This is a genomic window from Nitratiruptor tergarcus DSM 16512, from assembly GCF_027946175.1.
Classification (GTDB): Bacteria; Campylobacterota; Campylobacteria; order Campylobacterales; family Nitratiruptoraceae; genus Nitratiruptor; species Nitratiruptor tergarcus.
Window position 1 is genome coordinate 1,036,413 of sequence record NZ_AP026671.1, and the last position, 13,052, is coordinate 1,049,464.

Genomic DNA, 13,052 nt, shown 5'->3' on the forward strand with positions numbered 1-13,052 from the left:
AGTTTAACGATACGTTCGACAAAATCACAAGTACAAGCGAAGAGAGTCTCAAAATCACTGATACTATTATGCATAGTATTTCTGAGATAGAGCAGGCACAGAAAGATACAACCACTGAAATTGAAAATGGCGAAAATATCTTAAATAAAACAAACCAAGATATCTTAGAGTCTGTTAAAGCTATGGACAATCTTACAAAAACCACAGAAGAACTCAAAAGAAAAATCAGTGGTATCGACCATGTGCTTAATGTCATCTTAGAAATCACTGAACAAACAAACCTCCTTGCACTCAACGCAGCAATCGAAGCAGCCCGAGCTGGAGAAGTAGGACGTGGATTTGCAGTTGTAGCTGATGAAGTAAGAAAACTAGCTGAAAAGACAAGCAAAAGTGCAAGTGAGATACGTGAAGTAACAATTTCAGTTATGGATGAGATGGATAATACATCAAAAGTGGTTGGAAACGCAAAAACAATTGTAGAAGATAGTGCAGAAGGTGCAAGTAATGTACTAAAAACCTTCCGTAAAATAAAAGAGACAAGTAATAGTGTAACGCATCTTATTCAACGCCAAATCCAATATACTAACCAACAAAAAGAGCATATCTATACCTTTAATGATGAAATTTTAAAACTTAATGAAGATCTCAAACAGGCTCAAGATTTAGCTCATATAACTGGACTCCGCATCTTCTCAACAATCGATTTCATGAATGAAGGAATTGAAAAGTGTGAAGTAAATGAAAAAGATGAGGTGATCACAAAACTTTTTGATGCAATTAAAACACATTCAGTCTATATTATGAATGTTGCGAAAGTTCTTGAAGGTTATGAAAATATTTCTCTTCAAGATTTTACATCTTGCAATTTTGGTAGATGGTTCTATTCTGGAGAGGCTTTTAAAGCATTAAAGCCATACGGTGATGAGGTAATAGCGCTCCTTGAAGGCACCGAAGATCTTCATAAAAAAGTACATAATCTTGCTTTTGAATTAATAAGGCTACAAAAAGAGGGTAGAAAAAATGAAGTTTTTGAAAAAATTGAAGAGCTTGCAGACACAGCCAATGCAATTGTAAAAGAACTAACAAAAATAGTAGCAATTATTTCTGCAAAAGAGCTCGAATAAAGGCTGTAAAATGACATATAAAAATATTTATAATAAAAGAGGGATTGAGCCCAAAAATAGCGAATCCCCTTTTGCCCTTGATGAGCTATTCTTTTCAATTACTGATCCAAAAGGTATAATCCTTACAGGAAACGATGTTTTTCAAGAAGTTTCAAAGTTTGATAGAGATGAACTCATTGGTAAACCACACAATATCATACGTCATCCAGATATGCCACGAGCTATCTTTAAAGCTGTGTGGGATACTATCAAAGCAGGAAAACCTTTTGTAGGGTACGTAAAAAATATGGCAAAAGATGGCAGCTACTACTGGGTCTTAGCTGCAATTTATCCTGTTGTAAATGAGGAAGGAGAAATAGAGAAATATATCTCCATTCGTCTTAAGCCCTCTTCCAAGATATTTGATCTTATCCCCAATCTTTACAAAGAGATTTTAGAAGTTGAACTCAAAAACGATATGGAGAGTGCACACGCCTTTTTAATGGAAAAACTCCATGCACTTGGTTTTGAAACATATGAAGATTTTTCAAAAAGAGCATTTTTTGAAGAGATTGAAAGTAGAGAGAAACTTCTTGATAATCAAAATAACGTCTCTTGTCAAACAGATTTAACACAAGTTAATAATAAAAATATTGGATTTATTGATTTACTATGTAATCTCCAAACAATCTTTTTCCGTCTCAACCGCTACTTTAATGAGATTTTTGGAAAAGTAAATCTTTTTTTAAATCTCAATGAGGAACTCAACAAAAAAAGTAAGTTTATTTATGAACTGGCAGAAGATATCCGTCTACTCTCACTCAATGCTTCAATAGAGAGCTATAAAATAAAAAAGGATGGAGTCTCTTTCTCTACACTCTCACATGAGATGCGAAAAAATGCTGAACTAAGCGAACGTAAGATTTTGCAACTTAGTAAAATCATAGAAAATACAAAAAAAGATATCGAAGATATAGGCTTTAATATTCTCTCCTCTAAACTCATTATTGAGATGATTACCTTCTTTATCAAAGAGATGATCCAAAACCTCTCACAAGCCTCACTCAGCCATGAAAAACAGCAAGAAGTTATCAATAACATTAACGAACTCTTTGAGCTTTTGCGAATATATGCAAAACACTTAGCAATAAATGTGGATAAATCTAAAAGTCAACTGCGTTCAATGTATTACAACATTCAAGAGCTCAATGTCCTCATCAATAGGCTCGACTTTATCCACATCAATGGTCTTATTGAATCTGCTCATACTAAAGAGGAAGGCGGAGGATTTACAATTATATTTTCACAAATGCTCAAACTCATAGAGGCAGCTAAAAGCGAAATAATAAATTTGGAAACAAGTATTTATAGCGCTTCAGAAGAGAATCAAAACGTCAATCTTATTACGCAAATTGCTCAAAGAAAGATAATGAAGTTACAAAAGGAGTATGGTGCAGTTTTAAGCTCTTATATCTAGTCTAAGATCTCTTCTAGCTTTTTAAATGCTTTTTGTAAAATGCGCTCATTATATCTTTCACAATCACTTTTGAGAGATTTTTTAAAACTAAGCCTCTTTATCTCCTCTTTACTTGCACCCTCATCAATCGCTCTTTTGAGCTCTTCGTCTATATCAAGCTCCATATTAGCAAGCTCCCAAAGGGTAATACCAAAAGCACGAGAGTATTTAATAGCATCACTATCTGCTAATACAAGGTAGTTACGATCCTCTTCATCGATATAGTTTATAACACCTTTTGTATCAAAAAAACCGTACTTATCACCTAAAAAAATATCAAATTGCGACTCTATTTCACGCATCTCATTCCATCGATTGAGAGCAAATACAGTTTTTAGCTCACTATTAGCATTTTTAAGTTTTTGGTAGATGTGAATGGCACTTGTCGCATCAAGCTCCCCATCCATTAACGGAATAACAACTGCATCTAAAGCATATACCATACCACTATCTATAAGTGCATCGAGTACATATACAGCTGTCTTATTTGCACCTACATCCATAACAATATTATTTTCAAGAAGCAAGATATCACGCAATTCCTCACGAAGATCTTGCCCTGCAACACCTATACGCTCTAGCCATACCAAACGGCTCTTTTCAAAAGAGATACTATCTTCGTTTTCATCATCAAGTTCAAAAAATGATACTGGGTTTTGCGATTTCTGGTAGAGAAAGGGAGCTACTAATTGCATGCTGATCGTACTTTTTCCAACACCTCCTTTGGTGTTGATTACAGCAATTTTATAAAATTTTTGCATTACTACCTCTTATTACATCTTTGAGGTAATTATACCAAAAGCGAGGTCTCCCTCGCTTAGTGATTACATCCGCATCCACCATCTTGATGGCCGCCACTTTGTGTATTGCCACCAGTAGAGCATGCACTCACACCTGGAGGTGTTGTTGGTTGGATCATCTCGTTGCTCGCCCCTCCCTCTTCATTCACTTTTTCGATAAAGTGCCAGAGTCTGTTTGCAGCTTGATGATAGCGCTTTGCAGTCTCACTCTCAGGATGATAGAAAACTACCGGTTTTCCTTCATCACCCCCTTCCCTAATTGCTGGCTCAATTGGAATCTCCCCGAGTACACTTGTTCCATACTCAAGAGCTACATCATGTGATGTACCTTTGCCAAAAATATCACTCTCAGTGCTACAATTTGGACAGATAAAACCACTCATGTTTTCTACAATACCAGCAATTGGAATATGGAGTTTTTTGAACATATCAAGACTTCGTCTACTATCATCAAGACTCACCATCTGTGGTGTTGTAACTGTTACTCCAGCAGTCACTGGTACACTCTGTGCTAGAGTCAGCTGTGCATCACCAGTTCCTGGAGGCATATCGATAAAGAGCACATCCAAATCACTCCATAAAATATCTCTTAAAAACTGCTCAACCGCCTTCATAATCATTGCACCGCGCCAAATGAGTGACTGCCCTTCTTCCATAAGTACACCCATACTCATCACTTCTACACCATATTTTGTCTCAATAGGCTTAACTTTATTGCCAACAACTTCTGGCTGTGCTCCGAGAATTCCCATCATACGAGGGATATTTGGGCCATAAATATCTGCATCAAGGATTCCTACTTTTTTGCCTTGCATTGCAGTTGCGATTGCGAGGTTGACTGTAGTAGTCGATTTACCAACTCCCCCTTTACCACTACTTATCATCACAAAATTTTTCACTTGAGGAGCGAGATTTTTTCCTCTACTTGATGTCTCTCTTGGCATTTTTGGCTGATGAATATTGACAACAACCTCTTTTGCCCCTTCAAGCTGCAGCTTTTTTGTGATTTCATCACGCAGTTGCTGTGCTACTTCCGGAGCACTTGAAGTGATATCGAGCTCCACAAAAACTCTGTCTCCACTTACTTCTACAGCTTTAACAAAACCAAATGTCACGATATCTTTGGTAAAACCAGGATATGCAACAGTGCCTAAAACCTCTTTTACTTTTGCTTCATTTAGCATTACACTGCTCCTTTATTTTTAATTCGGATAAATTTTATCCTATTTAACTTTAATAGAGATTAATTTTTGAGGTAAATGCAGAATATAGTGCAGCGGAGCTTATGCTCCGTGCTCTTCGAGGATAGTTTGTGTGATTTTATAACTACAAAATTTAGGTCCACACATAGAGCAAAATTCAGCCTCTTTAAAAACATCTTGTGGAAGGGTTTCATCGTGATACTCACGCGCACGATCGGGGTCGAGTGCAAGTTCAAACTGCTTATTCCAATCAAAATGATACCTCGCATCACTCATAGCATCATCTACGTCTCTTGCACCTTTTCTTCCTCTTGCAATATCTGCTGCATGGGCAGCTATTTTATACGCTACAATACCTTCGCGCACATCTTGGGCATTTGGAAGGCCAAGGTGCTCTTTAGGTGTCACATAGCAAAGCATACTCGCTCCATACCAGCCAGCCATTGCAGCGCCAATTGCACTTGCAAGATGATCATATCCTGCAGCGATATCGGTAACAAGCGGACCTAATACATAAAAAGGTGCTTCATGGCAGTAGTCGCGCTCTATTTTAATATTGCGCTCGATCTGATTCATTGGAACATGCCCCGGCCCTTCGATCATCACTTGGACATCTTTATCCCATGCTTTGAGTGTGAGCTCACCTAAAACTTTGAGCTCTTCAAGCTGCGCATCATCGCTTGCATCAGCAAGGCATCCCGGTCGCAAGCTATCTCCAAGAGAGAGGCTTACATCATATTTGCGACAAATATCTAAAATATCATCAAAGGCCGTATAGAATGGATTTTCTTTATGGTAATGCATCATCCACGCTGCCATCAAACTGCCACCTCTTGAGACTATTCCCATTTTTCTCTTAGCTACAAGTGGCATGAAACGGAGTAAAAATCCAGCATGGATAGTAAAGTAGCTTACACCCTGCTGCGCCTGGCGCTCTATGACTTCAAGCATCTTATCAATAGTAAGATCTTCTATTTTATTATTGCAGTCATGGAGGATTTGATAGATTGGTACTGTACCAATAGGAACTTCTGCATTTTTGATAACCTCTTGCCTGATTGCATCAAGATCTCCACCAGTTGAGAGATCCATAATAGTATCAGCACCATATTTTTGGCACACTTTCACCTTTTCAACTTCGCCCTCAATATCGCTTGCTAATGCACTACTTCCAATATTTGCATTGATTTTACACTTTGCTGCAATTCCTATTGCCATCGGTTTTTGATGGATATGATTAACATTAGCAGGAATTATCATGCGTCCACGCGCTACCTCTTTTCGCACTGTCTCAGGCTCCAGCCCTTCAACTTGTGCTACATATTGCATCTCCTCAGTGATAATGCCCTGTTTAGCATAGTACATTTGTGTTTTAACAGTATTATTTTTTCTCTTTTCAACCCATTCTCTTCTCATATTTTTCTCCTTCAAAGCTTAAAGCTAAGGCTGGCTTTTCAAAATATTACTCAAAAAAGATAAAAAAAAGCTTTTATTATGTATAATTTTGTAACATTCAGGGAAAAAGGATAAATATTGTCCGAGATCACACTTGTGTTACTAGGAGCTGGTGCCTCTTCGCGCTTTACACTGCCAGTAAAGAAACAGTGGTTATGGATAGGTGATGAGCCTCTATGGCTCTATGTGTTACACAGATTTACATCTTTTGCACAATTTAACAATATCATACTTACAGCCCATCCTCAAGAAAAACCACTTTTTGAAAAGTATAGTAATGCTTTGGTCATACCAGGTGGAAATACAAGACAAGAATCAATACGCAATGCTCTTGAGCATGTAAGAAGCGAATATGTCCTCATTAGCGATATAGCAAGAGTCTGTGTGCAAAAAGAGGTAATAGAAAGAATCCTTGAACAAAAAGGCAAAGCAGATTGCATTGCTCCCTATGTACCAGCAGTAGATACTGTTATGTATAAAAATGAAACAATTGATAGAAGTGAAGTAAAACTTATCCAAACTCCACAGCTCTCTCGCACAAAAATATTACAAGAAGCTCTTTTACAAGAGAGAGAGTTTACAGATGAGAGCTCAGCAATTAAAGCTCTTGGAAAAGATGTAGTGTATGTATTAGGAAGCGAGAAGCAGCGTAAACTTACATACAAAGAAGATCTTCACTATCTTGATTGCCTACAACCCCCAGCAAATACGCAGCGTGTTGGAATGGGATTTGATGTACACGCATTTTGCGAAGGTAGGCCTCTCATGCTTTGTGGAGTAGAAGTTCCTCACCATTTAGGACTAGCTGGACATTCTGATGCAGATGTGGCAATCCATGCTATTATTGATGCACTTATGGGGGCTGCGGGATTTGGCGATATTGGAGAACTTTTTCCTGATAGCAATATGGAATATAAAGATATTGACTCAAAAGTTTTGCTACAAAAAACTGCTACACTTCTGCGTCAATGCGGATTTACAATCGTGCAGATTGATCTTACTATTATGGCGCAAGCGCCAAAACTTCTCGATTTTAAACCTGCAATGCAACAAACCATTGCATCACTGCTTGAGCTACCCCCGCATAACCTTAATATAAAAGCCACAACTACGGAGAAGTTAGGATTTGTAGGACGCAAAGAAGGAATAGCTGCACAAGCTATTGCTACATTGAAATATTTTGATTGGAGAAAAATATGAGAGTATTAATTGTCGAAAATGAGATATATTTAGCTCAAAGCATCTCTGCAAAACTGAGTGAAATAGGTTTTCAGTGTGAACTGGCTGCTGGAATCAAAGATGCTTTGAGTGATAAAAACTATGATGTCATACTACTCTCTACCAACATTAATGGTCAAGATTTTTATCCTGTACTCAACGCTTTTAAAGATAAAATCGTCATTTTACTTGTAACACATCTTACTCATGATACTGTAGCTGAACCGCTGCAAAAGGGAGCCAATGATTACATTATTAAACCATTTATTATGGATGAACTTATTCGCAAAATAAATCACCTCATAGAGCATGAACATCTAAAAAAAGAAAATCTTGCATACAAAGCATATATTGCTCACTCCTTTAAAGGATTACAAATAGACAATATCTCCATCAAAGAACCCCTCCCCCTCTTTATAAAAACGAATTATCAAAAATATGCCGATGCATATGCATTCTCATTTGCTAATCTCTTACAAGAGCCCTTTAAATTCTACTCACTTACTGAAAAAGGGATCTTCAATAAAATCAAAAATGAAAAAGATACACAACTCCTCTATATTAGTGATTTTCAGACACTTAAAAAAAGCGAAAAGCAGCAGTTTTTCGATATTATCAAAGATAAAAGAGCAATTGTCTCTACTACTGAATCTGCAGAAGAGGAGATACCTTTTAAGACAATCTTTCTTAAAAGCGATAACAAAATATTTGATAGGAATGATATTCTCACTATAGATGAGTATGTCAAATATATAATTATAAATTATCAAAACAAATTTCCCGATACTATGCTCTCAAAAAAATTGGGGATTTCTCGCAAAAGCCTTTGGGAAAAAAGGAAAAAATATGAAATCTTTAAGAAAAAATAAAATCTATATCGATAAAGAGGCGCTCGCTTCATTAGCTCTCGTGCAAGAGGGACTTCTCTTTCCAGTCGATAAACTTATGAATGAAAAAGAGACGCAAGAGGTAGACCGCACTAAAGAGTATAAAAATAGAACTTTTCCTTTCTCTTTCATTCTCGCACCCAGTGGAAAAAAGAATCAAGAGGTTATTAAAGCTTTAAAAAAAGGGGATAAAGTCGCACTTGTTGAAAATGATAGAGATGTAGGTGAGATTGAAGTCGAAGAGGTTTTTACAATTGATCCACTACAACGTATCAAAAATATATATGGTACAGATGATATCTCTCATCCAGGTATTAAAAAGAATCTCCAAAGACTTGGAAAATATGCTGTTAGTGGTAAATTTCATGTTATTTTTGATGATTTGAAAAGAACAAAAGAGCTTATCGCAAAAAAGAAAAAAGAGCTTAAAGCAAAAAATGTGGCAGCTATTATGCTTGCAGCAAAACCTCTCCATAGAGCCCACGAAAGACTCATTCGGCTTACTATGGAAAATAGCGACCTTGTAGTACTCTTTTTACTCAAACCCTACACTGAAGATAGATTTTCCTATGAGCTGCGTAAAAAGTGTCTTGAGTATTTTGTGAGTAACTACCTTCCAAAAAATCGTGTCATTATAGCACCATTAGAAAACACCTATATTTTTGCTGGATTTAATGAATTGATTCTCGATGCAATCGTAGCACAAAACTTTGGTTGCACAAAACTGGTTGTAGGAAAAAACCACGCGGGTCTGGGACTTTATTACGATAAAAATAGCGTAAAAAGTGTTTTTGATAATATCAAAGGCATTACTATTGAAATCGAAACAGTAAGTGAGTTTGTATACTGTAATGAGTGTAAAACATTAGTGAGCACCAATACCTGTCCTCACGGTACGCATCACCATATCTCCTACCATGCAGACTCTATTTTAGAACTTCTAGAGCTTGGTATTTTGCCGCCTGCAGTTTTAGTGCGCAAAGAGATAAGTGCTATAATTTTGAGTGAGCTCTTTCCAAATAGATTTAAAAATCTTGAAAAACTCTTTGCTGACCTCATACCAAACCCAGGCCTCATAGTCAAACATAATGAAGAAGATTTCTATAAAGAACTCATGAAACTCTATCAAACTACCTCTTTGACATAGGAAAAACCATGCAAAAATGTTTTCTTACAGGATGCTATACTGGACTCCTCCCAAAAGCTCCCGGCACATGGGGAACGCTCTTTGGAGCAGTTTTAGCTTGGATTATTTTACTTTTTATGCCCCAATCAACACTCTTTTTGCTTGTTGTTCTCATAACTATTATTGCTATAAAAGAGATTAACAAATATGAAGAAGCAACAAAAACACACGATGATCCTTCAATAGTTATTGATGAGATTGCTGGTATTTGGTTAGCAATCTCTCTCCTACCTAGTACCACACTGCCTTGGCTTTTATTGAGTATACTCTTTTTTAGATTTTTCGATATCAAAAAGCCTTCATATATAGGAAAACTTGAAAAACTCCCCGGTGGCATTGGTGTTATGGCAGATGACCTTTTAGCAGGAGTTCTTGCAGGACTATCTACAGGTTTAGTATACGTTGTTTTTACGCACAATCTGTTATAATGAAAAAAAGGAGGTGTACAATGAAAAAACTGCTCATATTGCTATTTACTGCACTAGCACTTTTTGCAAGTCCATATACAGGGTTTATGAAGCTTAAAAAGGGTGATTGGGCTAAATATATAATCTATACCGATGAAGGTACATTTTCAATGACTACAAAGTTTCTCGGTACCACCGAGTATAAGGGACTTAAAGTCAATATTGTAGAAATAGAGAGTAACGGAATGGTTACGCAATACTGGAGTGCAGTAGGAAATGATAGAGCTATCCAAAAACTTATAACAAAAACACCTCAAGGTATTATGTGTATGAGTGAAGAGATGATAGGAATGATGAATGCAGATAAAAATGCTGGATACCATACAACAACACCTAAAGAGTATAACCCCAATAAACCGCATATTAAATTTGCAACCTACACTCTTCCCAATGGAAAAAAGATAAAAGTTGCTATATTTAAAAATAAAAAGAGTGAAGTTTGGGTAAGCTCGCAAGTTCCTTTTGGCATTGTACTTGCAAAAGAGAATGGAAAGACAGTTATGAAACTTGAAGACTTTGGAAGTGGTGCAAAACCTACAATACCACTTAAAGAGGCGCGTAGCTGTACACCTATGGCATTGCCATTTCCAACAATGTAAAGCGGGCTTACGCCTGCTCTACCTCTTCAAAATTTTGCAAGATTTTATCTAACACTTTTCTAAACTTCTCATAAGCCTCTTTTTTGCCTTCAAAAATTTTCGCACTGTGAGGAAAGTTTTGTGCCAATTCATCATAGACAGCAATCTTTTGTTTTGCTGTAGCATCAACTGCATCAATAAAAGCAGCAAACCCCTCTTTGGAGGTAATAGAACGAAGAATGTCTCTGAGCATTCTTTTACGCTCTCGTACCTGTACATCTTCATCAATCATAAGGCCTATCACTTTGATATCTAATCGACTAAAATAGATCCCACAACGTACAGGTGCTAGCATATACTTTTGAATTGTCTCTATAAACCCACTCTCTTCATCCTCGGCCGTTTCACACCCAATTTCACACGCTTCCTCTTTTATATCTTTTACAGCTTTGAGTGCATCAAACTCTTTTTTAATATCATCAAAATTGATATCCATTCTTTTCCTTTATATCTTTTTTACTAAATCTAATAGTTTTCTATCATCAATGAGCGTCTCCTCTTGTGCTGTGAAAAACTCTAACCCATTTTTGCCCTTTTTGCTCATAAGCAGATACCCATCAATTCCGAAAAACTGGGCAGATTTTTGTTGAAACTCTGGCATAAATATAGTAACTTCAAGTTTTGAGTCTGCAAGATTGTAAATAAAGAATCCAAAATCCTCTTCATTGATGTTTATACCAATAAGCATCAACCCATCTTTGGCAACCTCTTTGTTTACGACACTTATAAAAGCTTTGCCAAATGTATCATGCCCAGCTACTGCTATGAGTTTTTTTCCATGAATATCTTCAGGTCTCATTCTATCCCCCACAACTGTTTTGCCTCTTCCTCTTCGATTTTACATCTTTGACAAATTTTCTCTCCACCAAAATAGGTAAAACATATTCCACAATCTTCACATCTTACTATTGTAAATTTCGCTAATATTTTGGCTTCAGGTTCGAAAAACTGCTTTGTATCAAAATATTCAGCTAGCTTGATGCTTCCTTTTTCACACACATCATGACACAGATGACATCGCACACAAAGCAAAGGATCAAACAAAATTGCAGACGCCTTACTCGTGGTACTGAGTGCCTCTGTTGGGCATATACGATAACAAATAGAGCAGTTATCGCAGCTCTCATCAATCTCTTTTTCTGATGTAAAACTCAAATGCTCATTTTCAAGATACTTGTAGTTTGCTGGTTTTTCAATTTTTTTAAGAAGAGTAAAGAGGAGTTTTCGCTTATTTGGAATACTCTTTTGCCTAATGGCTCGAATCTGCTCTGTATCAAGGCCAACTGTTGGATCTTCTAAAGCTTCAAGCTGCTCATCAATTTTTGCTTTCGTTTTTACTACATTTTTGAGTGTAAAGATATTAAAAAACTCTCTCCTATCTGGAACATTCTCTTTTTGCACTCCAAGTTTTTTGGCTTGCACTCCTCTTTGCTCAATAGCCTCAAGTACATAGTTGGCTTCTGCAATATTGTGCTCTATTTGCGCAAAACACTTCTCTTTAATATCACATGTCTCACAGTGTCCAATATCAAGCACAATCTCTTTGACTGCCCCAAGCGCTATGAGATACTCCACTCCTAATGCTGCAAGGCAGACAAAGTTGCTTTTACATGAAATGATTTTTTCATCAGATTTTACAAAATCAAAAAAGAACTCTGTAACATTAAAATCACTCAGTTGCAATGCTTCAGTGGGACACACCCCAACACATGCGCCACAATCGATACAGCCATCTTGCTTTAATGCAAGCGACCCTTCTTGCGTCTCAATTACATCAGCAGGGCAGATCTGCTCACAACTATTGCACTCATTTAGTTTTGAGTAGTAGCGGACACACTTAGCCGCATCAAGCCTTATCAAGCAATCTCCTCACTCAAATACTCATAATCTTCAAGCAAAAACTCTAAAGCAAGCTTTGCAGCATCTTTATAAAATGGTGTACGAGCTTGCTCTACAACATTGATAAAATACATTGGAGCAAATTGTAAAAGATGATTTTCTAAAAACTTCTTTTGCTCTGCTTTTATCGATTGCACAGCCTCTTCGTCGTTCTCTTCTTCAGCCTTTTGCTGCGCTTCGGTAAGTAGCTTCATAAACTCTAGCTCCACTCCAATATGATCAGGGCTTACTACGCGCGCCCTCTCATAATCCACACGAAATCCCAAATCATTATATACCTGCAATACAGGATTTGCTCCACCGCTCTCTATCATTCCGTCTTCACGCGTATAAAAAGTCTCATACGGTATAAGATGAAGTACTGCAATGTCAGTGAAATCTACGTTGAGAACTTCATTGATAAGTTTATAGCGGCTCTTATTTTGACGCTCTCTCCATTCATAGTAATGAGGAAAAAGTTCTTGAAAATTTGGTAATTTTTCAATGGTAGCAAGCGTTAAATCATCCATCTCGCCAACAAAAATTCTTGAAATAAGTCCATACATTGCATTTCTACTATGAGTCAAAAACTATCCTTTTATATAAAATTATCTTAGCTTCAAAGTTGATTTTATCAATTTTGTTTATTATTATACAGTGTGTCATTTATTTTTACCTTAAGCACTTTATGGGATCTTCAAA

General features: G+C 36.8%; 14 protein-coding genes and 1 pseudogene. 8 read left to right on the forward strand and 7 right to left on the reverse strand.

What is annotated here, in order from left to right; all coding sequences use genetic code 11:
• Positions 1-68: 68 nt before the first annotated feature.
• The 3 genes and pseudogenes from NITER_RS10240 to NITER_RS05445 all read left to right on the forward strand — a co-directional run.
• A pseudogene (locus tag NITER_RS10240) lies at positions 69-572 on the forward strand (methyl-accepting chemotaxis protein); the annotation flags it as partial.
• Between the two features lie 135 nt (positions 573-707).
• Positions 708-1,124: a CZB domain-containing protein gene (locus NITER_RS10245; RefSeq protein WP_414859000.1), complete on the forward strand. Its 417-nt coding sequence runs from the start codon at positions 708-710 to the stop codon at positions 1,122-1,124.
• Positions 1,125-1,134: 10 nt separating this feature from the next.
• The gene (locus NITER_RS05445; protein WP_084275502.1) at positions 1,135-2,580 is read left to right on the forward strand and encodes a methyl-accepting chemotaxis protein; all 1,446 of its coding nucleotides are present in this window, start codon (positions 1,135-1,137) and stop codon (positions 2,578-2,580) included.
• Here NITER_RS05445 and NITER_RS05450 read toward each other — a convergent pair.
• From NITER_RS05450 to thiC, 3 genes are all read right to left on the reverse strand, one after another.
• Positions 2,577-3,380, reverse strand: coding sequence for a hypothetical protein (locus NITER_RS05450; protein ID WP_084275501.1), 804 nt, complete (start codon positions 3,378-3,380; stop codon positions 2,577-2,579). The two genes, NITER_RS05445 and NITER_RS05450, sit on opposite strands and share 4 nt — an antisense overlap.
• Before the next feature lie 56 nt (positions 3,381-3,436).
• Entirely contained in the window at positions 3,437-4,603 is a 1,167-nt protein-coding gene (locus tag NITER_RS05455; RefSeq protein WP_084275500.1) for an Mrp/NBP35 family ATP-binding protein, read from the reverse strand.
• Between the two features lie 99 nt (positions 4,604-4,702).
• A complete protein-coding gene (gene thiC, locus NITER_RS05460; RefSeq protein WP_084275499.1) occupies positions 4,703-6,037 on the reverse strand; it encodes a phosphomethylpyrimidine synthase ThiC in 1,335 nt (444 codons plus the stop codon).
• A 117-nt stretch (positions 6,038-6,154) separates the two neighbouring features.
• Here thiC and NITER_RS05465 point away from each other — a divergent pair, with 117 nt between their 5' ends.
• The 5 genes from NITER_RS05465 to NITER_RS05485 are packed head-to-tail and all read left to right on the forward strand — an operon-like array spanning position 6,155 to position 10,433.
• Positions 6,155-7,276 carry a bifunctional 2-C-methyl-D-erythritol 4-phosphate cytidylyltransferase/2-C-methyl-D-erythritol 2,4-cyclodiphosphate synthase gene (locus tag NITER_RS05465; protein WP_084275498.1) on the forward strand — a complete coding sequence of 374 codons (1,122 nt, stop codon included), beginning with the start codon at positions 6,155-6,157 and terminating at the stop codon, positions 7,274-7,276.
• The gene (locus NITER_RS05470; RefSeq protein ID WP_084275497.1) at positions 7,273-8,163 is read left to right on the forward strand and encodes a response regulator; all 891 of its coding nucleotides are present in this window, start codon (positions 7,273-7,275) and stop codon (positions 8,161-8,163) included. The genes NITER_RS05465 and NITER_RS05470 overlap by 4 nt, the downstream gene beginning before the upstream one ends.
• Positions 8,141-9,328, forward strand: coding sequence for a sulfate adenylyltransferase (locus NITER_RS05475; RefSeq protein ID WP_084275496.1), 1,188 nt, complete (start codon positions 8,141-8,143; stop codon positions 9,326-9,328). The genes NITER_RS05470 and NITER_RS05475 overlap by 23 nt, the downstream gene beginning before the upstream one ends.
• An 8-nt stretch (positions 9,329-9,336) precedes the next feature.
• The gene (locus NITER_RS05480; protein ID WP_084275495.1) at positions 9,337-9,795 is read left to right on the forward strand and encodes a phosphatidylglycerophosphatase A family protein; all 459 of its coding nucleotides are present in this window, start codon (positions 9,337-9,339) and stop codon (positions 9,793-9,795) included.
• A gap of 20 nt (positions 9,796-9,815) precedes the next feature.
• Positions 9,816-10,433, forward strand: coding sequence for a hypothetical protein (locus NITER_RS05485; RefSeq protein ID WP_084275494.1), 618 nt, complete (start codon positions 9,816-9,818; stop codon positions 10,431-10,433).
• A gap of 7 nt (positions 10,434-10,440) precedes the next feature.
• Here the strand turns inward: NITER_RS05485 and NITER_RS05490 are convergent, their stop codons facing one another.
• From NITER_RS05490 to NITER_RS05505, 4 genes are read right to left on the reverse strand one after another with little or no spacing between them, the layout of a single operon-like run.
• Positions 10,441-10,908 carry a hypothetical protein gene (locus NITER_RS05490; protein WP_084275493.1) on the reverse strand — a complete coding sequence of 156 codons (468 nt, stop codon included), beginning with the start codon at positions 10,906-10,908 and terminating at the stop codon, positions 10,441-10,443.
• Positions 10,909-10,917: 9 nt separating this feature from the next.
• The gene (locus NITER_RS05495; RefSeq protein WP_084275492.1) at positions 10,918-11,271 is read right to left on the reverse strand and encodes a hypothetical protein; all 354 of its coding nucleotides are present in this window, start codon (positions 11,269-11,271) and stop codon (positions 10,918-10,920) included.
• On the reverse strand, positions 11,268-12,332 hold the full coding sequence (locus NITER_RS05500; protein WP_084275491.1) for a 4Fe-4S dicluster domain-containing protein: 1,065 nt from the start codon (positions 12,330-12,332) through the stop codon (positions 11,268-11,270). Before NITER_RS05500 ends, NITER_RS05495 begins: the two co-directional genes overlap by 4 nt.
• Complete coding sequence (locus tag NITER_RS05505) at positions 12,329-12,937, reverse strand: TorD/DmsD family molecular chaperone (protein WP_197685305.1); 609 nt, start codon at positions 12,935-12,937, stop codon at positions 12,329-12,331. Before NITER_RS05505 ends, NITER_RS05500 begins: the two co-directional genes overlap by 4 nt.
• Positions 12,938-13,052: the final 115 nt, after the last annotated feature.

Bases quoted from the DNA above. Each gene is read 5' to 3' on its own strand.
- NITER_RS10245 (WP_414859000.1), top strand. From the start codon at position 708: ATGAATGAAGGAATTGAAAAGTGTGAAGTAAATGAAAAAGATGAGGTG.
- NITER_RS05485 (WP_084275494.1), top strand. From the start codon at position 9,816: ATGAAAAAACTGCTCATATTGCTATTTACTGCACTAGCACTTTTTGCA.
- NITER_RS05455 (WP_084275500.1), bottom strand. From the start codon at position 4,603: ATGCTAAATGAAGCAAAAGTAAAAGAGGTTTTAGGCACTGTTGCATAT.
- NITER_RS05445 (WP_084275502.1), top strand. From the start codon at position 1,135: ATGACATATAAAAATATTTATAATAAAAGAGGGATTGAGCCCAAAAAT.
- NITER_RS05470 (WP_084275497.1), top strand. From the start codon at position 7,273: ATGAGAGTATTAATTGTCGAAAATGAGATATATTTAGCTCAAAGCATC.
- NITER_RS05495 (WP_084275492.1), bottom strand. From the start codon at position 11,271: ATGAGACCTGAAGATATTCATGGAAAAAAACTCATAGCAGTAGCTGGG.
- thiC (WP_084275499.1), bottom strand. From the start codon at position 6,037: ATGAGAAGAGAATGGGTTGAAAAGAGAAAAAATAATACTGTTAAAACA.
- NITER_RS05490 (WP_084275493.1), bottom strand. From the start codon at position 10,908: ATGGATATCAATTTTGATGATATTAAAAAAGAGTTTGATGCACTCAAA.
- NITER_RS05450 (WP_084275501.1), bottom strand. From the start codon at position 3,380: ATGCAAAAATTTTATAAAATTGCTGTAATCAACACCAAAGGAGGTGTT.
- NITER_RS05475 (WP_084275496.1), top strand. From the start codon at position 8,141: ATGAAATCTTTAAGAAAAAATAAAATCTATATCGATAAAGAGGCGCTC.
- NITER_RS05480 (WP_084275495.1), top strand. From the start codon at position 9,337: ATGCAAAAATGTTTTCTTACAGGATGCTATACTGGACTCCTCCCAAAA.